The sequence below is a fragment of the Thermoactinomyces vulgaris genome, assembly GCF_005886755.1.
GTDB classification, from domain to species: domain Bacteria; phylum Bacillota; class Bacilli; order Thermoactinomycetales; family Thermoactinomycetaceae; genus Thermoactinomyces; species Thermoactinomyces vulgaris.
The window spans coordinates 1,806,202-1,833,074 of record NZ_CP039710.1; the positions used below are offsets into that span (position 1 = coordinate 1,806,202).

Sequence of the window (26,873 nt, forward strand, 5' to 3'; positions counted from 1 at the left end):
ATATTCCCTTTTCTTTTAAAAAAGAAACCACGTCACGGATTCAGCAATTTGGACAGAAATTGACGGGTGCGTTCCTCCCGGGGATTGACAAAAATTTCATCCGGCGATCCCGATTCGATCACCTGTCCGTGATCCATAAAGATGATTTGGTCCGCCACGTCACGGGCAAAGGACATCTCATGGGTGACAATCAGCATCGTTTGTTGCTCCCGGGCCAGCTCTTTCATCGTTTTCAGCACTTCCCCGACCAGCTCCGGATCCAGCGCCGAAGTCGGTTCATCAAAGAGCAGCACCTCCGGTTCCAGCGCCAACGCCCGGGCAATGGCCACGCGCTGTTGCTGTCCCCCGGAAAGCTGGCTCGGAAAAACATGCTTTTTGTCGGACAACCCCACTTTTTCAAGCAATTGTTTAGCTTTTTCCCTTGCTTTTTGTTTTGATTCCTTTTTGACCACCACCGGCCCTTCCATCACATTTTCCAGCACCGTGCGATGCGGAAACAAATGAAATCCCTGAAACACCATCCCGGTTTTTTCGCGCAACTTCCGGACTTCCGCCGGCGCAATTTGCCGGTCTCCAAACGACAGCGTGACATCGGAAATGGTCAGTTGCCCCCGGTCCGGGGTTTCAAGCAGGTTCAAGCAACGCAACAGGGTCGATTTTCCCGATCCGCTCGGTCCGATGATGCAGACCACTTCCCCCTGGCGGACTTCCAAATGAATCCCTTTCAACACTTCCACATCGCCAAACGATTTATAAAGATCTCTGATCCCGATCACAGTTGCTCCCCCTTTCTATGCCGCATAACGTCCATATCGTTTTTCCAGTTTTTCCTGGACAATGTTCAGCAATGTACAAATCACCCAATAGAAAAATGCGACCAAAATGTACACCGTCATGTAATCAAAAGCACGGGCTCCGACAATTTTGGCATGATAAAACATTTCATTCACCGTGATCATCGCCAACAAAGAAGTATCCTTCACCAAACTTAAAAAAGTGTTCGCCAAAGACGGGAGAGCCACACGGGCCGCCTGCGGAATAATCACCCGACGCATCGTTTGCCAATAAGTCATGTTGAGGGAGGATGCGGCTTCCCACTGGCCTTTGGGAATGGAAAGGATAGATCCCCGGATCGTTTCCGCGGAGTATCCCCCGACATTGAGGGACAAACCAATGATCCCTGCCAGCGTGGCCGTTAACTTGATGCCGATCACCGGCAGACCGAAGTACAAAATAAATAATTGCACCAACAAAGGCGTCCCGCGGATAATGGAGATGTAGGCGCGGGCGATCCACTGAAACAAAAAGTTTTTGGACATGCGGCCGACGGCGGTGATTAAGCCGAGCAAAAGCCCGATTGCCATGGACACCAGGCTCATCCAGATCGTGGCTGCCAACCCTTCCAAAATGTAAGGCGCGCTTTCGACCGCCAATTCAAGGTCAAATAATTGTTCCCAGCGAATTTGCGTTAACACATCCATTTTTTTACACTCCATCGCAAATATATTATAAGTCTATCAATTTACTTTTATTTAAAGGTGGATGTTTCTATCATAATCAGCCCCTGACTCCATGTCAAAGCAAAAAAGGCGACACGAAGTCGCCTCTTTCCCTTTCATTATGCCTGAATCCCTTCCATCAGGATCACCCGCGCCGGAGCGGCTTCCGTTTCCATCAATTTAATCGGCAGAGCCACCATAAAATAAGTTCCTTCCGGTACTTCTTTCAACCGCAATCCTTCCATGATGATCACACCGGCTTGAAACAAAGATTTGTGAGTGGGATGCCCCGGTTGCGAACGTTCGATCCCGAGCGCATCAATCCCCACGCCTCTTACTTTCTTCTCTGCCAGAAACTTGGCTCCATCTTCTTTTAAATAAACAAATTCAAAATCAAATTCGTCTTTCCCGGAGTTTTTGGTTTTCAGCAACAAAAACTCGCCGGGCTGGATGTCTTTGGCTTCGAGATCCTCTTTGCCGATGGCTCCTTCCACATCGGAAAAATCCAACACCCTTGCTTTACCGACCAAATGTTCCAGGGGAACGGTTTCCATCGTTCCTCCATCCGGAAGCATGTGAAGCGGCGAATCGACATGGGTGCCACAATGCACATCCATCGTGATTTTTGATTCTCTGGCTGCGGCCGTGTCAAAATCCTGCACGACTTGGATCAACGGCTTCTTCGTTTCTTTGTTTTTGTAAACAGGCATGTCCGGTACAATCGGCATGGAAACATCATAAATTTTCATGGCACACTCTCCCTTGTTATGTAGTTTTCAATTCATCGGCCGTGACCACCTGAGGATCGTTTTGAAGGATGGGCGGCCACCAATGGTGTCCTTCTTCCGCCAACAAATCATGCGCTGCTTGCGGGCCCCAGGTCCCACTTTTGTAAAAATGGAGGGAATCTTGTTCCTGTGTCCAGGCTTGTTGCACCGGATCAATAAACTTCCATGACAGCGCCACTTCTTCCCAATGCGTAAAGAAGGTCTGATCCCCGACAATCGCATCATAGATCAATGATTCGTATGCTTCCGGCGTACGCTGTTCACAGTTATGGCAAAAATCCAATGCAACGGGCACAATTTGATGGTCGGATCCGGCTTTTTTGGCGTTTAGCACCAATTTGACGCTTTCTTCGGGATGGATGCTGATGACAAGCAGATTGGGACGCAAATTATTTTGCCTGTTGAAATAAATCCGGGGCATTTCCTTAAATTGAATCACAATTTGCGTCACTTTTTCCGTCATGCGCTTGCCGGTCCGGATATAAAAAGGAACACCGGCCCAACGTAAATTATCCACAAAAAGTTTGGCAGCGACAAATGTTTCCGTCATGGAACGGGGATCGATGTCTTTTTCATCCCGGTACGCGGGCACCGGTTTTTCCCCCATGGCCCCTTCTTGGTATTGAGCCCGCACAAAATATTTTCCCACTTCCTCTTGATCGTAACGTCTGAGCGAGCGCAACACTTTGATTTTCTCATCATGAATCGCTTCCGTTTTCAACCGGCTGGGCGGTTCCATGCAGACCATCATCAGCATCTGCAGCATATGATTTTGCACCATGTCCCTCAACGCACCGGCTTGATCGTAATAACCGGCCCGCTGCTCAACGCCCACCGTTTCACTGGCCGTGATTTGTACGGATTCAATGTATTGATGATTCCAGATCGGTTCAAACAAAGAATTGGCAAACCGCAACACTTCGATGTTTTGCACCATTTCCTTGCCCAAGTAATGGTCAATCCGGTAAATTTCCTCTTCGGTAAAGGCTTTTTTGATCTGCTCATTCAACTGTTTTGCCGATTCATAATCGTGCCCGATCGGCTTTTCGATGATGATTCGTTTCCATCCGTTGGTCCGGGTCAATCCGGATTCCTTCAAATGAGAGGAAACCGTACCGTATAAATCCGGTGCAATCGCCAGATAGAACAAGCGATTTCCATTTCCGGCCCCTTGCCAAGCTTTTTCCTTTTCATCAATCAATGCCTTCATTTGTTGATAGCCAGCCGGATCGTCGACACTGGAAGTGACAAATTGGAAGTGCCTTATAAAACGGGACCATTCCTCTTCATTTTCGGCTTTGATTCTTCCAAACGAATGAACCGAATCTTTTACCGCTTGGTGAAAATCCCCGACGTTTCGGATCGAACGGCCGATTCCGATCACCTGAAAGTCCTCCGGCAATTGCTCTCTTTTATATAAGCTGAATAACGCCGGAAACAATTTCCGTTTCGCCAAATCACCCGTCGCTCCGAAAATCACCAAAGAAAAAGAACCGACAGATCTATTTGAAGTCATTCTACTCCCTTCCTTTCAACCAGAAACCAACATTCATCCTTAATATGTGTTTCATGTGATCAAGTCATTCTGAAACACGTATCTTAAATTCTAACAAATGTCATCAACCAATGGATTCAAAGAACGAAAAGCATATAATTCTCAACATTCTTTCTCCTTGTTTTTTTGATTACAGAAAAAATATATAAAAGAATCCTTCTTTCCTGTTTTCACCCCGTCATCCTTCACCTCCCTTGCATGCCCCCCTGAATGCAACCGTCCTGTACGATCCATGATGCGCGTGTTTTTTCTTTTTTCATTTAAATTTTTCTTCATTTGACTCTTTTTAATAATCCTGTTTCCCTTTTTCTGCCGGGACGGCGTTTCGCTTCACAAAAAGCCCTTTCCTTTATCAGGAAAGGGCTTTCTTCTCATTATTTGGTCACATCGGTGCCAAACCATTTTTCGGATATTTTCGCCAGCGTTCCGTCTTTTTCCATTTCATCCAAAGATTTGTTGATGGCCTTTACCAATTCTTCATTGCCTTTTTGCACCGGGAATGCCGATTCGGCCCGGTCACTTTGGATGTCAATGACTTTCAATGGCAGATCATTCGTTTTCAACATTTCCGCAATCGCCAGTTTATCATTGAGGGAGAGATCGATGCGCTTGGCGGCCACATCCTGCATCGCCCCCATCATATCTTCATAAGCCACGATTTGAGCGCCATGCTCTTCCGCCATCTTTCCATAGTTGCTTGTCGGGGTTTGCCCGGCTTTTTTTCCTTTGATATCTTCAATCGTGCGGATGGTTTGATTATCCTGATGCACCACCAGCTGTGCATATGAAACGGTATACGGTTTGCTGAAATCAAATTTCTCCTGCCGCTCGGGTTTAATCCCCACTTGGTTGGCCACCATATCGATTTTTCCGGTTTGCAGACTGGTCAACAGCCCGTCCCACGGAATTTCCACAAATTCCGCTTTCACACCGAGCCTTTTGGCCACTTCCTGTGCCACTTCCACATCAAAACCGGTTAACTGATTGGTTTTAGGATCATGAAAACTAAAAGGCTTATAAGTCCCTTCCGTTCCTATCCGGATGGATCCCCTCTCTTTAATCTGACTCAGCATGTCCCTGTCGGTTTGCACACTGCACCCGGTCAGTTGCACAAGAACCATCAATCCAAGCAAGTAAACCAAACCATGTCTGAACCACTTCACAGAGCGTCTCTCCTATCAAAACACAAGTTTTTCGATCTATTTTAACGGATAAAGCAATTTTATGCTACTTACTATCGATCCCCTTGTCAAGGAGTGATTATACAACGAAACAACATAAAATTTTCCTGTCAATCATCGTTTTTCTTCTGTTGCCGGTGAAACGTCATCAGTCTCCACAGCAACTTGCGGTACCGCTGATTCACTTCTTCCAAGTAAGTTTGGAAGGATTCACCCGTCATGTTCAGCCAGCTGAAACAACATAGTTCCAAGTAATACACCAACTCTTCCAATTGGGGATGAATGCCTTCCCATTCTCTTTTTTGAACTTGGTCCAACATCCATTCCACTTTCCGTTGAACCTTGCGTATTTGTGCCGTTTTCCGGTACAACTCCGAAACTTCATTCAACTGGCGGACACTCTCATCAATGCCGATCAAAATTTCTCCCAATTCATTGGATGGATTGCATTCACGGGAGCACGGTTTCACGTTAAAGATCATGTCACCACCCCTGTTTCTTGCAGAAACCGTTGAAGAGCCTGGACAGCCAGACAAAATCACGTCTACTATATCACCAATTTTCACCATCCTGCAATGACGGATGATCAAAAATCAAAAAAATTGCGACTCAACCCGTACAACCGGCCATACATCCGCATCGCAAACGAATCTGTCATTCCGGCAATATAATCACAGATTACGCGAGCCCGCTCTGCTTCCGTGGAAGCCTGGTTTAACAGCATCCGGTCATGTTCGGTCAACAACCGCTCTTCCGACAATAATGCCTGAAACAAAGAACGGATGATTTGTTGCCCCTTCCATGCAATGGTTTGAACCCGTTGGGAGAGAATCACCTTCTCGGATACCAATTCTTTTAACCGGTCCAACAAATCCCGCAAATCATCCGGCAACATCACCGAATATTTCAATCGCGGCGACCGGACATTCAGATCGTTCTTTTTCACTTTGACGTGGGTGATCAGCGTGGAAATCAATCCGGAAAACACTTTTTTTAACCGGTATTTCAACTGGGGATCTTCCGGATCCGTCCGGTCCAGAATCATACATGCTTTTTGCAACTCTTGATAAACAGGGTTTTCACCAAAAGGCATCAACAGCTCTTTCAACTGTGCCAACCGGATAAATCCCAGATGAACGGCATCTTCTGCATCGTGCGTGCCGTAAGCTATATCATCCGCCAAGTCGATGATCGAGCACTCCAGCGTTTGATGAACGGTCAGGCGGCGGTTGGCATCTCCGGTCTTCATCAGATAAGCCTTTTCTTCTTCGCTCAGGGACGACACAACCCATTCAAACGCTTCCTGATCACAGCGAAACATGCTGGCTTTCGGTGGAAGAGACGGCTCATCCCGATCCCGTTTTTGCTTCATGGCGGTATCCAGAAAGATCGGGTATTTCATCACGGACAACAGCAACGCGCGTGTCAAATTTAATCCGCCGGCATGCGATTCCCCTTCCAGCCTCGTTAAAATCCGGAATGTCTGCGCATTGCCTTCAAACCCGCCATAGTCCGACATACATTCATGCAACACTTCTTCCCCGCGATGGCCGAAGGGGGGATGTCCCAAATCATGGGCCAATGCCGCCGCTTCCAACAATGAAATATCCAGCGCCTGATTTTCCGAAAAAAAAGGGGAGTGCTTGTTCAGATAAATGCCTATGCCCCGGGCGATTTGGGCGACTTCCATGGAATGCGTCAAACGGGTCCGGTGAAAATCCCCTGCACTTTGCCAAAACACCTGGGTTTTGGACTGAAGACGGCGAAACGCCGCACTGTGCACAATCCGTCCGTAATCTTTCTCAAAATCATCCCGTACATCTTTGAAATTTCTTGGGCTGGAAGCTTTCCGCCGCTCCATGTCTTCAGGCAGATACAATTGGTTTTCTTTCGGACGAACAATCAACATACGCTCCACCCTTATCCATCCGTTCTTTCTTTACAAACGCTTTTAACATTTCTTGGTTTTTTGCCAAATCCCTTCGCGCGTCATCAATTTTCTTTTTGTATAGTTTTCCATTTTTCCAAACATGATAAAAGCAGAACCTTAAAAAAGGAGCGATGGACATGGAAATCGAACGCGCAAAACAGATTTTGCAATCACCGGAGAAAATCACGGTCTTGTACCAAGGAGAACCGGTCTGGATTGACATGGTGGACGAAAGCGCTGAAAAAGCACAGGTTCATTCCGAAACCAATCCCGATGATGTAAAAAAGATCCCGGTTTGGGATCTGGAAGAGAAAAAAGAAGTGCACTGATCTACCGGGGCCGTAAGAAAGAGGAGCCTCCCTTCTGCAAGCGGTACATTTTCCGGTATAACCCCTTCCTTTCCATTAATTCCTGATGTGTTCCCCGCTCCACAATTTCCCCCTGATGTAAAACCAAAATCAAATCCGCGTCCTGGACGGTCGACAACCGGTGCGCAATGACCAGTGTCGTCCGGTCCCGGCGCATATTTTTCAGCGCCGTTTGAATCGCTTCTTCCGTCTCAGTATCCACATGGGCGGTGGCTTCATCCAGCAACAGGATTTTCGGTTCGATCGCCATGGTACGGGCAAAAGAAATCAACTGCCGCTGTCCGCCGGACAGAGTGGCTCCCCGCTCGACAACCGGCTCTTCCCAGGCCCGTGGCAATTTTTCAATAAAGGCATCCGCTTGGACAAACCGGGCAGCTTTTTTCACTTGCTCTTCATTCATCGGATGATGCAGGCGGATGTTGCCGGTCACATCCCCCGCAAACAAAAACGGCTCCTGCATCACCAAACCGATCTTTTGGCGCAATTCCCCGTTGTCATAAAAGCGAAGCGGCACCCCGTCAATAAAAATCTCTCCGCGTTTCACCGGATAAAAACGCATCAGCAAATGAATGATCGAACTTTTTCCGCTTCCTGTATGCCCCACCAACGCGACGGTTTGCCCGGGTTTGACTTCAAAAGTGATATTTTTCAGCACATCCGTCTTTCCATCGTAAGAGAAGGAAACATTTTCAAACCGGATGTGCCCTTTTTTGATTTCGGGTGAGTGATCCCCCTCTTTTCCCGGGGCAAATTCTTTCTGATCCATCAATTCAAAAACTCTTTCCGCCGCCGTGAGCGATTGCTGCAAAGGGGACAAACGCATCATGATTTCATTGACCGGTTCGAAGATTCTTTCAATCAAATTAAGGAATCCATATAAGATCCCCAATTGAACCGCTCCGTCCCGGGAGACAAAGCCGAAATACAACAACACGGCAACCGTTGCGGCGATGGACAAAAACTGTGTCGCAGGCCGCAACATCAAAGCGAAGAACCGGATGTTTCTCATTCCGGACCGGTAATGCAAATCATTGACCCGGGAAAATTCCTTGATAAAACGCCGCTCTTGCAAAAAAGCCTGGATGATGTTCATCCCCGTGATGGAATCATTCAATTTGGCATTCATCCGGCTCAGCTGATGTCTTAAATCGCGGTAAGCCGGCAAACTGAAATCACGATATTTTTTCATCAGCCAAAAAACAACGGGAAGCACGATCATCAACCATGAAGCCAAGGTGACATCGAGCCAGAACATCCCGGCAAAAACAAAAAGAATAAACACCGTGTTTTGCAAAAAAGAAGACAAAACATGCACATAAAAATCTTTCACGGCCTCCGTGTCATTGGTGATCCGGGAAACCAGAGACCCTCCCGGCACCTGATCAAAAAACCGGAGCCCCAATCGCTGGACATGCAAAAACACATCCTCACGCAACGATCTTACCACCCATTGTGCCACAGTATGAAAAGAAAGCATCTGGTAGTAGTTGAGTCCTGCCGCAACACTTTGCAAGACAAGGATTCCCAATCCGTAAACACTTAAGACGGCAAGGTCAAACCGCCCGGGAACCAGGTATTCGTTAAGATAATGGCTGACCAGAAGCGGCACGGTCACTTCGGCGCCCGACCCGGCCAACAAGGCCGCAAATGCCAGCCAAAACCGCTTTTGATAAGGTTTCAAATATCGCAAAAGGCGTTGGAACACCACAATCCATTCATTCCTCCCCACATTCACCACAATTCCAGTTGTTGCCGCTCGTACATATGCCGGTACCAACCGTTTTTTCTCATCAAAGACGTGTGATCTCCCCGTTCGATGATTTGCCCCTGATCCAACACGATAATCCAATCGGCGGATTCGATCGCACTGATCCGATGGGCAATGATCAACGTGGTTTTGTTCTTCCGGTTTTCGGCAAGCTGTTTCAAGATGTTGTATTCCGTCCGTGCATCCACAGCTGACAAAGCGTCATCCAAAATCAAGACATCCGGGTCGGTGATCAGTGCCCGGGCCAGGGAAATCCGCTGTTTTTGCCCCCCTGACAAAGCAACGCCCCGTTCGCCGACGATCGTTTCATAACCATCGGGAAAATTCAAAACATCCTGATGAATGGACGCGATTTTGGCCGCCTTTTCCACTTCCTCCGGCTTCGCGTCCGGTTTGGCAAAAGCAATATTTTCATAAACGGTTCCGGTAAACAAAATATGTTCTTGCGGAACATAACCCATTTTTTTCCTCAGCGATGCCGGCGACACCCGCTCGACCGGGAAGGAACCAAACAAGATTTCCCCATCGGTCACATCAAATTCCCGCAACAACAACCGGATGAGGGTGGTTTTCCCGCTCCCGGTCTTCCCTGTGATTCCGATCGTTTGCCCGCAGCCGATGGAAAGATGAATATCTTTTAAAGCCGGCGTTTTTTGTCTGGGATAATGGAACCGGTTTACCCGGATGATGATGTCTCCGTCCGGAATCTCCCGCTCGGGCTCCGGTCCGTCTTTTACATCCGATTCTTCCTCCAAAAGCTTTATCACACGGTCATAAGAAGCTCTTCCCCGCTCCACCATATTGATGAGAAAGCCAAAAGCCAGCATCGACCAGACCAATTGCCCCAGATAGATGGTGAATTGAGTGAGCTGGCCGATCGTGAGGCTTTCTCCGGCAACCAGATAAGACCCGTAAGCTATACTGAACAAAAAAGAAAAACCTGTGGACAACATGATGGTCGGATCAAACAAAGCATGCACTCTCGCCACAGCGATGTTTTTGTCTGCCACTTCACCGGTAATCCGGCTGAACGCTTCTTTCTCCGCTTCCTCCATGCCAAACGCTTTGACCATCCGCACACCGGAAATGTTTTCCTGCGCCTTGCCATTCATCCTTGAAAAGGCCTCCTGCGCGTCCCGGAACCGGCGGTTCATCATTTTCCCGTATTTCCGTGTCGTCCAGGCAATCACCGGCATCGGCAATAACGCCACTACCGTCAACGACTCATCAATAAAGAAAAACATCGTCAAGACCACCAGTCCGCCGGTGATCAATGAATCAACCAGTGTTAAAACCCCATCCCCGGCGGTTGCGACAATGGCTTGAATATCATTGGTGGCATGGGCCATCAAATCCCCTGTTCGCCACCGGTGAAAAAACGACGGCGACATCCGGGTGTAATGGACAAAAATTTGATTCCGGAGCCATTTCCCCAGCCGGTTTGCCGCGCCATACAACGCGATCCGCCATACATATCCGAGCACATACCGGATGAGCGCGGCCAGAAGGCACAATCCCGTCCAAAACCACAAATCCCGGACAGTCAGTGTGCGGCTTGCCATCAAGTCCACGACTTCCTTCACGGCATATGGCGGGAATAATTGTATCAACGCAATCAAAAGCAGTGCGACAATTCCCAGCAAATAGCTCTTTTTTTCCCTTAGAAAAAACCATTTCAAGTATTGATACCGATCCAATCCTCTCCACACCCTCCATCATCCTGCTGGCGCGAAATCATATCCTGTGATACGATTTCGTTTGTAAATATTTTTCAAGTTAAAGGAAAAGGGGGTTGGGGTCCGTGTGACCCCACAACAGAATGAAACCGGAAAACATTCGAAACATCGCGATCATTGCTCATGTGGATCATGGAAAAACAACGCTTGTGGATGCCATGTTAAGACAAAGCCATATCTTCCGGGAAAACGAACAAGTCGAAGAACGGGTCATGGACTCCAACGACTTGGAACGGGAACGCGGAATCACCATCTTGTCTAAAAATACAGCCATTCATTATAAAGACATCAAAATCAATATTGTCGACACCCCCGGCCACGCCGACTTCGGTGGAGAAGTGGAACGGGTGATGAATATGGTCGACGGCGTTCTGCTGCTTGTGGATGCCACTGAAGGACCCATGCCGCAAACCAAGTTTGTGTTGAAAAAAGCGCTGGAACGCGGACACAAAGCCATTGTGGTCGTCAATAAAATCGATCGTCCAAGCGCCCGACCGGAAGAAGTGATCAACCAGACATTTGACCTGTTTATCGACTTGGGGGCCTCGGAAGAACAATGTGATTTCCCCATTGTGTACGCGAGCGGCCTGACCGGTTCCTCCGGTTTTTCTCCGGAGGAACTGAAACCGACCATGGAGCCGCTTCTGGACACCATCATCGAGCAACTTCCGGCTCCTGTGGCCGATCCGGACGGGCCTGCACAGATACAAGCCACTTTGCTGGATTATGACGATTACAAAGGGCAGATTGTCATCGGCCGCTTAAACCGGGGAACCATACAAAAGAACCAAACCCTTGCCTTGCTTCCGCAAAACGGCGAAAAACGCACCGTGAAAGCAGGACAAGTTTTCACACACCAAGGATTAAACCGCATGGAAGTCCAACGGGCCAGTGCCGGAGACATCATTGCCATCACCGGCCTTGGTGAAGTCGGAATCGGGGACACGCTCACCGATCCGGATCATCCGGAACCGCTTTCCCCCATCAAAGTGGAGGAACCCACTTTGCGCATGATGATCGGGATCAACACCAGTCCCTTCGCCGGACAAGACGGTGAATTTCTCACATCGCGAAAAATTCGTGAGCGCCTGATGCGTGAAACGGAAAGAGATGTGGCATTACGTGTTGAAGAGACGGATTCGGCGGATCACTTCCTGGTATCCGGCAGAGGTGAACTTCATTTAAGCATTTTGATCGAAAACATGCGCCGGGAAGGTTATGAATTCCAAGTGAGCAAGCCGGAAGTGATCCTGAAAGAAGAGAACGGAATCAAGCTGGAACCTTATGAGATCGTAGAAATTGAAACCAGCTCGGAGCAACAAGGAGCCGTCGTGGAATTGCTCGGTAAACGAAAAGGACAATTGCAGGATATGGTGGTGTTGGACAGCAGAAACATCCGTTTCACATACAAAGTCCCGTCACGGGGACTGCTCGGCTTCCGGTTGCAACTTTTAACGGCGACGCACGGGGAAGCGATGATCAATACGATGTTTCATGGTTATGAACCTTATGCCGGAGACATCGAGGCATATGATCACGGCTCCCTGATCGCCTGGGAATCGGGAACAGCCACCACCTATGCCCTTCATGCCGCCCAGGAACGCGGACAGCTTTACATCACTCCCGGCACGGAAGTTTATGAAGGAATGGTTGTGGGGCAACATATCCGCGAAACAGATCTGGAAGTCAATGTATGCAAGAAAAAACATTTGACCAGCATCCGGCGCGCCACCGCGGAAGAAGCGCTCCGTCTGGACACGCCGCGCCAACTCTCCATCGATGATGCACTTGAAATCATGAAAGAGGATGAACTTTTGGAGATCACTCCCAAAACATTCCGCTTGCGCAAAAAATTATTGAAGAAAAACGAACGGGACCGGGCCCGCAAACACAAGAAATGAATCCGGACCATAACTGTCCGGCCCAATCCGTTCGCAGTCAGCCGGGGTTATTCGCCCCGGCTTTTTTGTGTTTTAACAGCCACTGATCATAGGAAAGCCGGGGCATGGAAAACATGTCTCCCCCTTTCACGTATGTCCTTCCTGCCATCCGCCCCACCGGTTTCAGTGCACCGGTGTCCACTTTCCCTTGATCATACAGCCCTTCATCCAGATGCACCCAAACCACTTCCCCGATCAGAAAATCCGCATTGGGATGCCGCCCGTTTCCCCCGATCGGCAAATGGCAGTGCAATCTGCATTCCATGTGAATTTTTGCCTCTTGAATCCGGGGAACGCGAACCACGGTCGCCGGGAGCAAATGAAGCCCGACTTTTTCCGCTTCACTTTGATCCGGCGGAAAGTCTACTGCGGTTTCATTCACCAAAGCCACATTTTCCTCGCTTACGGTGTGAACAACAAACTCCCGTTGACCGATGATATTTTTCGCCGTGTCTTTCATTTCCCCGTCCGGCTTGCGCATACAAGCAAACCCCACCATCGGAGGTTCGGTGGCCACCACATTAAAAAAACTGAACGGGGCCGCATTCACAACCCCGGAGGCACTGATGGACGTCACAAAGGCGATGGGACGGGGCAACACCGTTCCGATCAACCATTTATAATTTTCCTTTTGACTCAACCGCCCAGGATCCAGCTGCATCATTCTCCCCTTTCTATTCCGGCAGCCAACTGTACATATATTGCCGGTCTTCCATGTCCAAGGCTGCCTTGGTTACTTTCAGCGGCCGGAATGTGTCAATCATCACCGCCAACTCTTCCGTTCTATCTTTTCCGATGCTTTCCTCGGCTTTATTGGGATGCGGACCGTGAGGCAAACCGCAAGGATGCAACGTCAGGGAACCTTCATGGATGCCGCGCCGGCTCATGAAATTTCCTTTCACATAATACAGCACCTCATCGCTGTGGACATTGCTGTGATAATAAGGAGCCGGGATCGCCAGCGGATGATAATCATACATGCGCGGGACAAAGGAACAAACCACAAAGTTGGTGCCGGCAAACGTTTGATGGACCGGCGGCGGCTGATGGATGGAGCCGGTGATCGGCTCAAAATCATGAATACTGAAGGCCCATGGATACAAATAGCCGTCCCATCCGATCACGTCAAACGGGTGAAAATCATAAATATAGGCATGAAGCCCGCCGCGCACCTTGACCCGGACTTCAAATTCCCCTTTTTCATCCCGGGGGTTCAACGTCTCCGGCACCCGTATGTCCCTTTCGCAAAACGGACTGTGTTCCAACAATTGGCCAAACTCATTCCGATAGCGGCGGGGGGTCGTGATTTCCCCGGTGGATTCGATCACCAAAAAACGCTGGTTTTGATCTTTCATGTTGAGTCGCCAGGTGGTGCCGACCGGAATGACCAGGTAATCCCCCGGGGAATACGGAAGGTCGCCGAAAACCGTCTCCAGCACCCCTTCACCTTCATGCACAAAAAGGATTTCATCGCCGTCACTGTTGCGAAAAAAATAATTCATCTCTTCCACTGGCCGAACCGTGGCAATCGCCACATCCTCATTGACCAGCCAATACACGCGCCCTTCCACGGGGTCTTTTCCCGCTTTGGTTTGAAAAGTGATAAAATGCCGGTGCCGTTGGGCACCTTCTTCCTCCACCGGAATCGACCACGGGCGGATCCACTTGGCTTCACTCACCTGTGTCGGAGGATGAATATGATACAAAATGGATTGGATCCCGGAAAATCCTTTGGTCCCCATCACCTGTTCCCGGTAAAGACTGCCGTCAGGCTGGCGGAATTGAATATGCCGCTTTGGGGGCAATTGTCCCAAACGATGATAAAAGGGCATGGCCTCGCCTCCCCATTCATTCGCATAATAGTCAGATCCAATTTCTATTTTAACAAAATATTTAGTTTTTTGTCTAAATCAATGATTCTGATAATTCATTCTCCTCCGGCGGACACACGGACCGCAACAATTTTTTCATATTTGTTGCAACCCGGCCAGGGTAAAATCAGTCTAAATAAAACAGAAACCATTTTAAAGGCAGGTTTTCAAATGTGAATAAAGATCTGATTATTTCCGGTTTGTCGTTGGGATTTTTGTTTTTTATCGCCTGTTGCATGATTTTTCTTTCAAATCCGACAAAACCTTTTACCGCCGATCAGATCGAAGTTCCTGCCACAAGCGAAACAACCATTCCATAAAAAAAATGCGCCTTTTGAAGGCGCAAAAATCAAATGGCTCACTCAACAAACCGAGCAGCTGCTTGTGGCACTTGTTCCACAGCTTTTGCAAAAATGGACTCAGCTTCTTGCGGATTGGCTGCCATCCCTTCAGCAACAACAGACTGAACATCGGTGATTCCGATAAAGCCCAAAATCGCACGGAGGTAGCGATCCGCAAACTCCAATTCCCGGGCGGGACCTTCGGAATAAACGCCGCCGCGTGCATGCAAATGAACGGCTTTTCTCCCTTCAAGGAGACCAACCGAGCCGTTTTCCGTGTATTTGAATGTTTTTCCGGCCATGCAAATGGCATCAATATATAGTTTCAAGCGCGGTGGGAAGGACAAGTTCCACATCGGGGTGACAAACACATACTTGTCCGCATCCACAAATTGGTCAACCAATTCGTTGAGCCGGTTGACTTTTTGTTCTTCTTCGGGGGTCAGGCTTTGATTTTGAGCCAATTTTCCCCATCCGCTAAAGACATCCTCATCCAGAAACGGAATGTCAGCCTTGTATAAATCCAATTCAATGATTTCATCTTCCGGACTGATTTCTTTTACTTTTTCCAAGAACGCTTTTCCCAAGCGCAAGCTGAAGGCTTCGTTTTCCGGTTTCGGATTTGCTGTGATGTATAAAATTTTAGCCACTGCTGTTCCTCCTGCTTCTGTATAAACTAACCTTTAGTAAGAAGCTTAATATATATAATTAATCAAGTCAACTTAAAAAAATTTCCTTCCTCAGGTCATGCCTTCGCCCACTGGTTTGGCGAATTCCACTGCCGTTCGCTTTGCCAATTGCTTGGCCTGATTGATAATCTCCTGGTATTGAGACGGATCGGCCGTACCTTCCGCAATGATCGATTTCACATCATAAATCCCCATAAAACCGAGCACCATGCGCAAATAACTGTCTCCATATTCCATCGCTTTCATCGCCCCGTGTGAATAAATCCCCCCTCGCGCCTGGATATGTACCGCTTTTTTTCCCACCAACAAGCCGACAGATCCTTCTTCGGTATAACGAAAGGTTTTGCCGGCCATGCAAATGAGGTCAATATAAGCTTTCAACATGGGAGGCACCCCGAAATTCCACATCGGGGTGACAAACACATATTTGTCGGCCATGACAAACTGGTCGGCCAATTCATTGATTCTGGCCAGCTTTTTTCTTTCTGACAAAGAAAGCGGAACACTCTCTTTCATTTTGGCCCACGCATCAAACACTTCCACATCCAAAAGCGGGATCTCATCCCGGTAAACATCCAATTTAATGATTTCATCAAAAGGATTGGAAAGCTCATAGGCATTCAAAAACGCCCTGCCTATTTGCAAGCTCACTGATTCCGATTCTTGTTTCGGGTTTGATGTAATATAAAGCAGAGTAGCCATGGATGACAACCCCCAAATCTTAAAAAAATGCACGGAACATTTCTGTACTCATCAAATATACCATTCTTTTAGAATAAAACCATCAACAAAAATAAAAAAAGCCGGCAAAACGCCGGTTTTTTTATCAAAAGTGAATGCTTTTTGGTTTTATTCGTAATATTTTAACAAGTAGTAATGAACCTGTTCTTCCGGACTGGCTTCCTCTTCCTGCTTCAAAACGGCCCCGCACTGTTCGCAACGGACTTCTTGTTGTTCAGGAGCGTGTTGGGACTCCACGAAAACCCCTCCATCCGAATGTTGTGTTTGAACATATTATATTACAACAGTTTCTGTTGTGCAACAGTTTGTTATAATACATTATTCTGTTTTTTTATTAAATCTTGCAAAACAAGCACAAAAAAACGCACATGCAGACAAAATCTGCTATGTGCGTGAAATGGCCATGCAAAAACGGCCGGGTCTAACCGGGGGGGGGATCCACCGGCTTTAGTCATAGCGAACCAATGAAATGATATCCAATCCTTTCAATTTATCTCTTCCGCCAAGATAACCCAGTTCCACAAAAAAGGCCGCTCCCACCGGATCTCCGCCCAATTGCTGAATCAATTCCAATGTGGCGGAAATGGTTCCGCCCGTTGCCAGCAAATCATCGGCAACCAATACTTTTTGCCCTGGAACAATGGCATCTTTGTGCATTGCCAACGCATCTTTTCCGTATTCCAAGCTGTATGTGGTTTCCACCGTTTCATACGGCAACTTTCCAGACTTGCGCACCGGTACAAATCCCACTCCCAAGGCATATGCCAAAGGAGCACCGATGACAAACCCCCTCGCCTCCGGCCCGACAATGAGATCAATTTCTTTTCCTTCCAGTTGGCGGGCAATCTGATCAATGGCTTCTTTGTAAGCTTTTCCATCTTTTAACAGCGTGGTGATATCTTTAAACCGCACCCCCGGTTGCGGAAAGTCTGGAATCACTCGAATCTTTTCTTTGAAATCCATCTGTATATCCTCCCATGTGTGTAAAAGAAATCGTTTCAAACAAATAACGGCACAAATCTTTATAGCTTGAATAAACCAGTGTCTCCAAAACCCGTTCCCGTTCTCTTTGGTGTTGATATGTTTTGGATTCCATCAGCGACCTCTTGGCCGGGTTTTCATGGACGATCAAATCTTCCTGATCCAAGCTGACAAACCCTAATTCTTCAAACACTTGAATCATAAAAGAAATGACACGCTTTTGCAATCCTGTCACCCGCATCAGCGAAGACATATATTTGCGCAGGGAGATCTTCCCTTTCCCTGCAATCACCCGGTACAACTTTGAAAAATCTTCACGGGAAGGGGTTTTCGGCAACAAATGATCAAACTCTTTATCCCCGAACATGACATAAATCCGTTCCGCCTCCCGTCCGTCTTTCAAGCGGTTACGAAACACCTCCAATGTCGGGGGCGATTCCGCCAAGACCAGATGTTTGGCTTGCTTCATGCTTTCCTGTTGCTTTTTATCCATCAGCTCTTCCCATGTCACCACGATTCGATTCGTCGATTGGGACAATTGTTTAAACAGCGTTGAGCCGTTGGAACAGATAAAACATATTTCTTCCGGGTTCAATCCGGCAAGCTGCGACCATTCTTTCCGGTTGCTTCTGAAATCAAACACTTGCAGATGGCGGACCTCCATATCCCGGATAATGATTTGGGGAGCTCTGTGGCCGTTCCATTCATTCATCTCCAGCTCACCGAGCAAACGGATCCGGCCGTGGGGACTGAGCCCGTCAGCCTGATCCCCCATGCGAAAACCGACCGCGCTTAAGATCCCGTTCTTCCGGTTCAAATACAATTTGACATGTTCTTGTTCCCTTCCCATGCGCTGAATCCGCGCGACAGGCATTTCTTTTACAATAAACAGCGGCTGTGGATTTCCCACTCCAAACGGAGCCAGGATCTCCAGCTGTTCAATGAGGTCTGCCCCGATTTGCTCGGCATCCAATTCTCCTTCCGCCCATTTGAGCGGCACGTAATCTTCCGGGCGGATCCGTTCTTTCGCCAACAACGAAAGCCGCTCATGCAGTTTGGAAATGTTGCGGGCCTCCAGCGTCATTCCCGCAGCCATTTCGTGTCCGCCAAATTCGGGCAACCATTCTTTACACTCGGACAAAGCTTGAAACAAATGAAATCCTTGAATGCTTCTCGCTGATCCCTTGGCCGTTTGTTTTTCTTCGTCGATTCCCAACACCACAACCGGCCGGTAATATTTTTCGACCAACCGGGACGCGACAATGCCGACCACGCCCACATTCCATCCCGGGCGGGCGACGACAATCACATACTTGTGCTTGTCCGGATTCTTCTCAATCTCTTCCACTGCTTCCAGGGTCATCTCATCCACCAATTGTTGCCGTTTTCGATTGAGCGCATCCAGTTCTCCCGCAAGGGATTCCGCTTCTTCCGGGTCCTCCGTCATCAGCAAACGGACCGCCGTGTCCGCTGTGTCCAACCGTCCGCATGCATTGATCCGGGGACCGAGCAGGTATCCCACATGACTAGCCGACACGTCATGATCAATATCGCAAGCCTGAATCAAAGCTTTCAATCCAATATGAACCGTCTGGCTCATTCTCTTCAATCCGTAACAGGCCAAAATGCGATTTTCCTCAACCAGCGGAACCAGATCGGCAATGGTTCCCAATGCAGCGATGTCCAGCCACTCTTCCGGCACCTCTTGCAACAAGGCTGTGGCCAGTTTGAAAGCGACACCGACCCCGGCAAGCATTTTAAAAGGATAGGGGCATCCCGGCTTCTTCGGATTGATCACCGCCAATGCATCCGGCAGCGTTTCCTGGGGTTCATGGTGATCAGTAATAATGAGATCCAATCCCAACTCTTTGGCATAAGCCGCCTCCTTGACCGCGGCAATCCCCGTATCCACTGAAAGAACGAGACGGAAACCGCGCTCCTTGGCTTGTTTTAAGGCCTCTTGATTGATCCCGTATCCTTCCCGGAAACGATGGGGAATATAGTAATCCACGGTTGCCCCCAACCGCCGGAGCGTTTTCAGCATCAAACAGGTGCTGCTGACGCCGTCCACATCATAATCCCCGTAAACAAGTATAGGCTCTTTGTCCCTGAGGGCCTGGCGAATTCTTTGGACAGCGGTTTCCATTCCATCCAGCAGGAAAGGATCATTCAGGTCGGCAAGGGAAGGATTTAAAAAACGGCGGGCCTCCGGGATCTCTTTGACCCCCCGGCGAATCAGCATTTTTGAAATGATGGGATGAATGTCCAGTTCTTTAGACATCGCTTCGCTTAAATCCTCATCCACCGGCTCCACATCCCACCTTGCTCTTGCATGCAACATGACCGAACACCTCTCTCTTCGCGCTAACCATTATAGCACAAAGAAAAACGGTCAGAAGACAGAAAAAAAGCCCCAAAAAAGAAGCCATGGAAAGGACATGGCTTCTCCGGTGCATTTTTATTCCGTCACGGCTTTTTTGGAAGGATGCTTTTTTTGCATCGATTTCCATTTCCAAGTGACCCAGAGCGGGCTGGCCACAAAGATGGAAGAATAGGCACCCGAAATCAATCCCAAGAGAAGGGCCAGCGAGAAATTCCGGATGCTTTCTCCGCCCAACAACCACAAAAGAAGAGCGGCAAACACCACCGTTAACACGGTGTTGATGGAACGGACCAGCGTTTGCATGATGCTGTTATTCACAATCGCCGCCAAGTCATCCCATTTGGCGGGATTTTCCTGTTTCATGTTTTCGCGGATCCGGTCAAATATCACAATGGTATCGTTGATCGAATATCCCACAATGGTCAGCACCGCGGCGATGAAAACCAAATCCACCTCGATCTGAAAGAGGGAAAAGGTTCCGACCACAAACATGACATCATACAGCAATGCCAACACGGCGGAAACAGCAAACCGGAATTCAAAGCGAATCGCCACATAAATAATGATGAAAATGGAGGCGATGAGAACCGCTTTGATGGCGTTCATGGCCGTTTCCCGCCCGACCACCGGGCTCACGGTCTGGGCCTGAATATTCACGTCGGTTTGAAAGGCCTTTTCAAAAGCCGCTTCAATCTGATTGATCTGGTTTCGCTCCATGCTATGGCTGACCCGGAAAAAAACAAACTCATTTTCCGATCCACCCGTGCGGACATCCGGATCGTGATACCCGAGTCCGGTCAAAACGGTCCGTGCTTTTTCCAGATCCACATTTGGCTTCACATGAATGTCCAGCCGGGTTCCGCTGACAAAATCGACTCCCAGGTTGAGCCCCCGAACGAACAGCGAAATGATGGAAACCGCCACGATCAACAGCGTCAGGATAAAAATCTTTTTTCGATGCTTCACAATATCAAACTTATAGATCACTGATCTCATCCTCTCTCACCCTGAACCAAACCGGGCTTTTCAGCAAGTTGGACCGGACCAGCAAATTCATCATGATCCGGGAAAGCGCCACCGCCGTCACAAAGCTGACGAGAATACCGGCAATCAGTGTCACCGAGAACCCTTTGACACCGGCACTTCCGAAGATAAACAACACCGCTCCGGCAATGATGGTGGTAATGTTCGCATCGAAAATGGTCAAGAAAGAACGTTTGGAACCGGCACGGACGGATGCTTTCATGCTTTTGCCGACACGCATTTCCTCACGAATCCGCTCATTCATAATGATATTGGCATCCACCGCCATTCCGATCCCCAGAATAAACGCGGCAATCCCCGGCAGGGTTAAGGTCACGCCCATCACCATGAAAGTCAACAGCAGCAAATACGAATAAGCCACCAGGGTCGTAACCGCCACAAATCCCGGCAACCGGTAAAAACCGATCATGAAAATAAAGATCGCAACCACGGCATAAGCCCCGGCGATGAGACTGTCCCTCAAGGAGTCTTCCCCAAGGCTGGCATCCACGGAATGGCTTTGAATTTCCTTCATTTTCAACGGAATGGCACCGGCATTCAACAGATCGGCCAGTTGTTGTGCTTCCTCCGTATCCTTTTGGCCGGTGATTTGTGCCGTTCCCCCGGTGATCACTTGCTGAACCACCGGTGCGCTGAGCTGCTGCTCGTCCAAATAAATGGCAATCGGTTGTCCCAGATGTTCACGGGTGATCTTGGCGAATTTATCCGCATTTTTCAGTTGCAACGTGACAACCGGCTGTCCCATCTGGTCATAATCGACTTTTGCCCCTTTTTCCTTCAAATCGCTTCCCTCCAGCAACACTTTCCCCGAAGCATCGCGGAAGGTGAGCTTCGCCTGTTTCCCCAGCAATTCCCGTGCTTTGTTTTGGTCTTTGACTCCGGCCAGTTGCACCCGGATGCGATTGGGCGGTTCAATGGTGATATCCGGTTCCGACACGCCCAGGACATTGATCCGGCTGTTTAAGGCCGCGGCGGTGTCTTTCAAAATCTCCGTATTCACTTTTTGTCCGGGCTCCGCCTCATATAACACTTCAAATCCGCCTTGCAAATCCAAGCCCAATGTGACATGTTTCCATATATAACCGGTAGTTGTGGCCGCCAAGCCGAAAATTGCAACCACCAGGAGGATAAATACGACGATATTGACTTTTCGCACCCTCATTCCTTGTCCTCCTTTTATGTATAAAACACCGTAATTTTAATTATCCCTGCATCCAAAAGCCATGTCAATTTTGCAAAAAAAGACGACAGCGGGATCGCGGCTGTCGTTTATTTCTTTTCATTCTTGTCATCATCATCCTTGTATACCGATAACATCAACCAGTTCATAAAGCGGTTTGCTTTCAAAGAAATGATGTCATTCACCAGCCGGTTCAGCCGGGGCCATCCCCTGCGGTAATTTTCAGAGACACAAGCCCAAACCTGCTCACCCGTCACATTTTCATAACCATACATCCGAAATTCCCTGGCTTTGCTGTTGCACAACTCTTCAATGCATTGCATCAGCTCATGCTCAGGCATCAGTTCGACAGAATCCTTCTGATAACTTCCCACCGGTTTCAAAGGACCTTGTTTCTTTCTCACTTCGCATTCACATCCCGTTTTAAAGGTATTATTCTGAAAGGTTTCCCAAAAATCCTACTTATTTTAGTTAACAACTCTGTGGGCATTCATGCAAGCCCTGTTGAAAAATTTTGCTGTTAAACATTTTTGTCATGAGTTGTCCCAGCAACTCATACGTTTAAATAGGAATCAGCGAAGGAGGGGCGTGATGGTGCGCAAAGGATTTTTATACGGCACTTTTGTTTTGGTCAGCGCCGGGTTTATCACCAAAATTCTCGGTTTTATCTATCGGATTGCCCTGTCCAGAATCATCGGCGATGAGGGAATGGGCCTGTTTCAAATGGCGTTTCCGATCTTGTCCTTCACCATCGTGATCACCACCGCCGGACTGCCGGTGGCCATCTCCAAACTCGTCTCCGAAGCGGAAGCAAAACAGCAAGAAGGAAGGATTCGTTCCATTCTCATTATTTCGATATTTATCGTCATCATAACCAGCACCATCGTCACCGGAGGCGTTCTCATAGCAGCCCCATGGATTGCACGGATGCTCCTCACGGATGAACGGGCCATTTACACCTTGCTCGGAATCGCCCCGATTATTCCGATCATTGCCATTTCATCCATATTCCGCGGTTATTTTCAAGGGCGGCAAAATATGAGCCCTTATGCCATTTCAACCATTGTCGAACAATTCGTCCGCATCTTCACCGTCCTTCTCATCGCCGGTTATTTATTGAAATTCGGCGTGGAATATGCCGCGGCCGGAGCCATGCTCGGAATGGTGGTCGGTGAATTCGCCGGCATGATGTTTTTGATCCGTTCCTTCAAAAAAGATCCGACCCGCCCAAAGTTGGACAAAACCTTTTTGAAACCGGGTTGGAAACCTTTCCGGCAAACTTTCCGCGATCTTTTTCGTTTAGCTGCTCCGGTGACAGCCAGCCGCATGATCGGTTCTTTCTCTTACGCCATCGAACCGATCGTCGTAGCGCAAAGTTTGGCCATGGCCGGATTTGCCACAACAACAGCGACCGCTTTATACGGGCAACTGGAAGGAATGGCCGTCCCGTTGACCTTCTTTCCCGCGTTCATCACTTACGCCTTGTCCGTGTCATTGGTTCCGGCTGTCAGTGAAGCGGCCGCAAAAAAGAATGACCGGCTGATCGAGCACCGTTTGCAACAAGCGATCCGGTTATCTTTTATTGTCACCGCGCCTTGTGCCCTGATTTTGTATCTCTTGGCTGAACCGCTTTCCATTCTGTTGTATCGCCAGCCGGATGTCGCCCGCTTGATCCGGATCATGGCCCCTTTCACCATGATTCATGCTTTGCAAGGTCCGTTCGCTTCGGTCTTGCAGGGATTGGACAAAGCACAAGCACCCATGCGCAACTCCATCATCGGGGCCGTTTTCAAAACCATTCTCATTCTCATGCTCGCATCCCGGCCGGAACTTGGCATCGACGGAGTGGCGCTTGCCATCAACTGCGGCATTTTGATCGTTACGACGTTGCATTTCATCGATATCGTCAAGCTGGTTCCATTTCACCTGAAAATAAAGGAATGGGGAAAGCTGGCCTTAACCATTTTCATCGCCGCGGTGGTTTTTCGTTTCAGCAATTTCAGCGGTTCGGATTCGATGCTGATCCAAACCGTCATCCAAGCCGGAGTCACCCTGTTGTCCTATGGAATCTGCTTGATTCTTTTTTCACTCATCCAAAAAAACGATGTCTTGCGTATTCCTTTGATCGGAAAGTGGGTTGCCCGGATCCTGCCTAAGTAAGGAGTTTAAGAATCTTTCCGGTCGATGAACAGTTTTCCATTGTTGTTTATAGAAGCATAAAAGATTTCTTTGAAATCCCGGTACCCTTGTTTTTGAATCTCATTTTTCAGCCAGAAACGGGTTTTTCCGATTTGTCTCAACCCGTCATCCTGGACCTTCCCGTCAATAATGAGTGGAACCGGCATTTGAAACGGACGCAAGGACTTATGTACGCTTTCTTCGGAAGTCTTTTTTTCTTTTGGAAAAACACTTAACTTCCCGGTGGTTTCCAAGATCGCAAATTCCACATCGGAAATATCGGCAATGTTTTTCTCTCTCAGTTGAACCATCAGATCATCCATGTTGTAGCGGGCTTTGGCCATCTGATCATCCAGGATTTTTCCCTTTTCCACAATGACCACCGGCTTTCCGTCCGCCCATTCTCTGATTTTTTTGCTTTTTAAAGAAAGATAGGAAATGAACACTTGAAAGATCGCCAAGGTCAATATGGAGATAATGCCGATATACAGGGGCTTTTCCGAATCGATCGCCATTGCGGAAAGATCGGCAATCATGAACGAAACAATCAGATCAAACACCGACAGTTTGCCGATCTCCCTTTTTCCCATCAATCTCATAATCACAAGCAGGAAAAAATAGATAAATACCGTGCGTAAAATGATGGTCCATATCAACCTTGGTCACCTCCTTTTCAAAACATAGTTTGACCAAATGCCCCCTCTTTATGAATGCTCAAAAAATACCAGGCATAAGGATGTATTAATAAAGAAAGGAGAGGAAAAGCAATGAAAGAAGCTTTTTTCGACTCCGCCAAAAAAGGCGTCCGGTCTCCCTGGCTCATCGGGCAATGCGTCATCTGGGGAATTGTCCTTTTGGGCTCGCTGATGGTAACCTTGTTTTTGCAATACTCCACCTTGTCCTCCCACCGCCTCCCGATGATTGCCTATGTGTTGAATTTCGCCGCCTTGTTAAGCGGAGGCTTTGTCACCGCCCGCAAATCGGAGCATCGCGGTTGGATGGCCGGCGGGATTCAAGGAATCATCTATGCCCTGATCATCTTGCTCATCGCCTTTTTGGCTTTTGACAGCCTGACGTCCATTCATCCGCTTTGGCTTTCCTTGTTTTCCTTCGGTGGAGGCGCACTGGGAGGAGTTATGGGGGTACAAACCAAAAAAGATTAAATGCCCGGTAAAACCAAAAAAAGCTTCTGATCACAAGATCAGAAGCTTTTTGGCCTTATTTGGATTCCTCTTTGGCTTCTTCTTTTTTCTTCTCTTCTTTCTCTGAGGTTGTATCCTCATCGGTTACCACCGAATTCACCGAAGAGCGTTCAAAAACCAAACGGGTATTGTCACTGACTTTTAACGTCACCCGGTCTTCCGTCAAATCCACAATCGTTCCGTGAATCCCGCCGATGGTGATCACTTTGTCACCTTTTTTCAAAGCATTCAACATGGTCATCCGTTCTTTTTGCCGTTTTTGCTGTGGGCGGATCAACAGAAAATAAAACACGACAAACATCAGAATAAGCGGTATCAACGTACCCCATTGTCCCATAAATTGGTCCTCCTTCAAAAAGGTTTTTCCGGATGCAAACTTCCGTAATACTTCATCATAAATGCATCACGGAAATCAAGCAGCCGGTCTTCCAGGATCGCTTGGCGAACCTGTTTCATCAATTCAAGCAGAAAATAAAGATTGTGGTATGTGATCAGACGCAAGCCGAAGGTTTCATCCGCTTTGATCAAATGCCGCAGATATGCTTTGGTATAGTTTCGGCAAGTATAGCAATCACATTCCGGATCCAGTGCGGTGAAGTCTCGAGCATATTTGGCATTGCGCACCACAACACGCCCTTGGCTGGTCATTGCCGTCCCGTTGCGGGCAATTCTTGTCGGCAATACACAGTCAAACATGTCGATCCCCCGGATGGATCCTTCAATGAGCGCATCGGGTGATCCGACCCCCATCAGATAGCGCGGTTTGTGCCCGGGCAACAAAGGAGTGGTATAGTCAAGCACTTCATACATCAGCTCCTTGGATTCACCCACACTGAGCCCGCCCACGGCATAACCGGGCAAGTCCAAATCAACAAGCTGACGGGCACTTTCCTCCCGCAAATCCTGATACATCCCGCCTTGGACGATGCCAAACAGGGCTTGCTCGGCCGGACGCTGATGCGCTTTCATACATCGTTTCAACCACCGGTATGTACGTTCGGTTGAAGCTTTGACATACTCACGGTCAGCGGGGTATGGCGGACATTCGTCAAACGCCATGATAATGTCTGCTCCCAATGCGTTTTGGATCTCCATTGCCTTCTCCGGACCGATAAACAGCTTTTCCCCGCTGATATGGGAACGGAACGTCACTCCTTCTTCCGTGATGTCGCGCAACTTGCTCAGACTGAACACCTGAAACCCGCCACTGTCCGTCAATATCGGACGATCCCAGTTCATGAATGCGTGCAATCCCCCTGCTTCCCGGACAATATCATGTCCCGGACGCAAAAACAGATGGTAGGTATTGCTTAAAATAATTTGCGCATTCATTTCTTTGAGTTCTTCCGGGCTCATTGTCTTCACGGTTGCTTGCGTTCCCACCGGCATAAAAATAGGAGTATCGATGGTTCCGTGTGGTGTATGTAAGCGACCCAACCGGGCGCCGGACTGTTTGCACGTTTTAGTGAGTTCATATTTTACAGCCAAGGTGTTTCCT

26 protein-coding genes are annotated in these 26,873 nt (G+C 48.4%); 4 read left to right on the forward strand and 22 right to left on the reverse strand.

The genetic code is table 11. The annotated features are described in order from the left end of the window. Positions 1–32: 32 nt before the first annotated feature. The 7 genes from FA954_RS09200 to FA954_RS09230 form a co-directional block, all read right to left on the reverse strand. Positions 33–776, reverse strand: a complete 744-nt coding sequence (locus tag FA954_RS09200) for an amino acid ABC transporter ATP-binding protein (RefSeq protein ID WP_037993933.1) — start codon at positions 774–776, stop codon at positions 33–35. Between the two features lie 15 nt (positions 777–791). Continuing rightward, positions 792–1,475 (reverse strand): amino acid ABC transporter permease, encoded by a 684-nt coding sequence (locus FA954_RS09205; RefSeq protein ID WP_231564574.1) that lies wholly within the window; start codon positions 1,473–1,475, stop codon positions 792–794. A gap of 143 nt (positions 1,476–1,618) precedes the next feature. Then, entirely contained in the window at positions 1,619–2,248 is a 630-nt protein-coding gene (locus FA954_RS09210) for a cyclase family protein (RefSeq protein ID WP_037993939.1), read from the reverse strand. Between the two features lie 16 nt (positions 2,249–2,264). Continuing rightward, positions 2,265–3,803, reverse strand: coding sequence for a glucose-6-phosphate dehydrogenase (gene zwf, locus FA954_RS09215; protein ID WP_049719920.1), 1,539 nt, complete (start codon positions 3,801–3,803; stop codon positions 2,265–2,267). A gap of 413 nt (positions 3,804–4,216) precedes the next feature. Further along, positions 4,217–5,005, reverse strand: a complete 789-nt coding sequence (locus FA954_RS09220; protein ID WP_037993940.1) for an amino acid ABC transporter substrate-binding protein — start codon at positions 5,003–5,005, stop codon at positions 4,217–4,219. Positions 5,006–5,133: 128 nt separating this feature from the next. Beyond that, a complete protein-coding gene (locus FA954_RS09225) occupies positions 5,134–5,505 on the reverse strand; it encodes a hypothetical protein (RefSeq protein WP_037993943.1) in 372 nt (123 codons plus the stop codon). Positions 5,506–5,609: 104 nt separating this feature from the next. Next, the gene (locus tag FA954_RS09230; RefSeq protein ID WP_052186642.1) at positions 5,610–6,932 is read right to left on the reverse strand and encodes an anti-phage deoxyguanosine triphosphatase; all 1,323 of its coding nucleotides are present in this window, start codon (positions 6,930–6,932) and stop codon (positions 5,610–5,612) included. A 158-nt stretch (positions 6,933–7,090) separates the two neighbouring features. Between FA954_RS09230 and FA954_RS09235 the strand changes: the two genes are divergently transcribed. Next, positions 7,091–7,282 carry an H-type small acid-soluble spore protein gene (locus FA954_RS09235; RefSeq protein WP_037993944.1) on the forward strand — a complete coding sequence of 64 codons (192 nt, stop codon included), beginning with the start codon at positions 7,091–7,093 and terminating at the stop codon, positions 7,280–7,282. Position 7,283: 1 nt separating this feature from the next. Here FA954_RS09235 and FA954_RS09240 read toward each other — a convergent pair whose 3' ends face one another. Then, complete coding sequence (locus FA954_RS09240; protein ID WP_138615032.1) at positions 7,284–9,029, reverse strand: ABC transporter ATP-binding protein; 1,746 nt, start codon at positions 9,027–9,029, stop codon at positions 7,284–7,286. Positions 9,030–9,052: 23 nt separating this feature from the next. After that, positions 9,053–10,786 (reverse strand): ABC transporter ATP-binding protein, encoded by a 1,734-nt coding sequence (locus tag FA954_RS09245; RefSeq protein WP_138615033.1) that lies wholly within the window; start codon positions 10,784–10,786, stop codon positions 9,053–9,055. A gap of 122 nt (positions 10,787–10,908) precedes the next feature. On the opposite strand from FA954_RS09245, the gene typA reads away from it, so the two are divergent. Beyond that, positions 10,909–12,726 carry a translational GTPase TypA gene (gene typA, locus FA954_RS09250; RefSeq protein ID WP_037993947.1) on the forward strand — a complete coding sequence of 606 codons (1,818 nt, stop codon included), beginning with the start codon at positions 10,909–10,911 and terminating at the stop codon, positions 12,724–12,726. Positions 12,727–12,763: 37 nt separating this feature from the next. Here the strand turns inward: typA and FA954_RS09255 are convergent, their stop codons facing one another. The 10 genes from FA954_RS09255 to FA954_RS09290 all read right to left on the reverse strand — a co-directional run bounded on the left by FA954_RS09255 (position 12,764) and on the right by FA954_RS09290 (position 22,399). After that, a complete protein-coding gene (locus FA954_RS09255; protein ID WP_049719918.1) occupies positions 12,764–13,426 on the reverse strand; it encodes a flavin reductase family protein in 663 nt (220 codons plus the stop codon). A 13-nt stretch (positions 13,427–13,439) separates the two neighbouring features. Continuing rightward, complete coding sequence (locus tag FA954_RS09260; RefSeq protein WP_138615034.1) at positions 13,440–14,597, reverse strand: homogentisate 1,2-dioxygenase; 1,158 nt, start codon at positions 14,595–14,597, stop codon at positions 13,440–13,442. 397 nt (positions 14,598–14,994) lie between these two features. Further along, complete coding sequence (locus FA954_RS09265) at positions 14,995–15,627, reverse strand: FMN-dependent NADH-azoreductase (protein WP_037993953.1); 633 nt, start codon at positions 15,625–15,627, stop codon at positions 14,995–14,997. Between the two features lie 90 nt (positions 15,628–15,717). Next, positions 15,718–16,368, reverse strand: a complete 651-nt coding sequence (locus FA954_RS09270) for an FMN-dependent NADH-azoreductase (RefSeq protein WP_037993956.1) — start codon at positions 16,366–16,368, stop codon at positions 15,718–15,720. A gap of 147 nt (positions 16,369–16,515) precedes the next feature. Next, positions 16,516–16,644, reverse strand: a complete 129-nt coding sequence (locus tag FA954_RS13995) for a hypothetical protein (RefSeq protein WP_255347154.1) — start codon at positions 16,642–16,644, stop codon at positions 16,516–16,518. 210 nt (positions 16,645–16,854) lie between these two features. Continuing rightward, a complete protein-coding gene (locus tag FA954_RS09275; protein WP_037993958.1) occupies positions 16,855–17,370 on the reverse strand; it encodes an adenine phosphoribosyltransferase in 516 nt (171 codons plus the stop codon). Further along, entirely contained in the window at positions 17,309–19,729 is a 2,421-nt protein-coding gene (gene recJ / locus FA954_RS09280; RefSeq protein WP_138615035.1) for a single-stranded-DNA-specific exonuclease RecJ, read from the reverse strand. Before recJ ends, FA954_RS09275 begins: the two co-directional genes overlap by 62 nt. A 117-nt stretch (positions 19,730–19,846) precedes the next feature. After that, complete coding sequence (gene secF / locus FA954_RS14050; RefSeq protein ID WP_309485128.1) at positions 19,847–20,767, reverse strand: protein translocase subunit SecF; 921 nt, start codon at positions 20,765–20,767, stop codon at positions 19,847–19,849. After that, the gene (gene secD, locus FA954_RS14055) at positions 20,748–21,977 is read right to left on the reverse strand and encodes a protein translocase subunit SecD (RefSeq protein ID WP_309485127.1); all 1,230 of its coding nucleotides are present in this window, start codon (positions 21,975–21,977) and stop codon (positions 20,748–20,750) included. Before secD ends, secF begins: the two co-directional genes overlap by 20 nt. A 107-nt stretch (positions 21,978–22,084) precedes the next feature. After that, positions 22,085–22,399, reverse strand: coding sequence for a post-transcriptional regulator (locus FA954_RS09290; RefSeq protein ID WP_231564570.1), 315 nt, complete (start codon positions 22,397–22,399; stop codon positions 22,085–22,087). 187 nt (positions 22,400–22,586) lie between these two features. Between FA954_RS09290 and spoVB the strand changes: the two genes are divergently transcribed. Beyond that, positions 22,587–24,155 carry a stage V sporulation protein B gene (gene spoVB / locus FA954_RS09295; protein WP_232356921.1) on the forward strand — a complete coding sequence of 523 codons (1,569 nt, stop codon included), beginning with the start codon at positions 22,587–22,589 and terminating at the stop codon, positions 24,153–24,155. 5 nt (positions 24,156–24,160) lie between these two features. Here spoVB and FA954_RS09300 read toward each other — a convergent pair whose 3' ends face one another. Beyond that, positions 24,161–24,772 (reverse strand): DUF421 domain-containing protein, encoded by a 612-nt coding sequence (locus tag FA954_RS09300; protein ID WP_084712885.1) that lies wholly within the window; start codon positions 24,770–24,772, stop codon positions 24,161–24,163. A 168-nt stretch (positions 24,773–24,940) separates the two neighbouring features. On the opposite strand from FA954_RS09300, the gene FA954_RS09305 reads away from it, so the two are divergent. Continuing rightward, positions 24,941–25,336 (forward strand): TIGR04086 family membrane protein, encoded by a 396-nt coding sequence (locus FA954_RS09305; protein ID WP_121874018.1) that lies wholly within the window; start codon positions 24,941–24,943, stop codon positions 25,334–25,336. 55 nt (positions 25,337–25,391) lie between these two features. On the opposite strand, the gene yajC is transcribed toward FA954_RS09305, so the two are convergent. After that, positions 25,392–25,712 carry a preprotein translocase subunit YajC gene (gene yajC / locus FA954_RS09310; protein ID WP_037993966.1) on the reverse strand — a complete coding sequence of 107 codons (321 nt, stop codon included), beginning with the start codon at positions 25,710–25,712 and terminating at the stop codon, positions 25,392–25,394. A gap of 14 nt (positions 25,713–25,726) precedes the next feature. Continuing rightward, positions 25,727–26,863, reverse strand: coding sequence for a tRNA guanosine(34) transglycosylase Tgt (gene tgt, locus FA954_RS09315; RefSeq protein WP_175413188.1), 1,137 nt, complete (start codon positions 26,861–26,863; stop codon positions 25,727–25,729). Positions 26,864–26,873 lie beyond the last annotated feature (10 nt).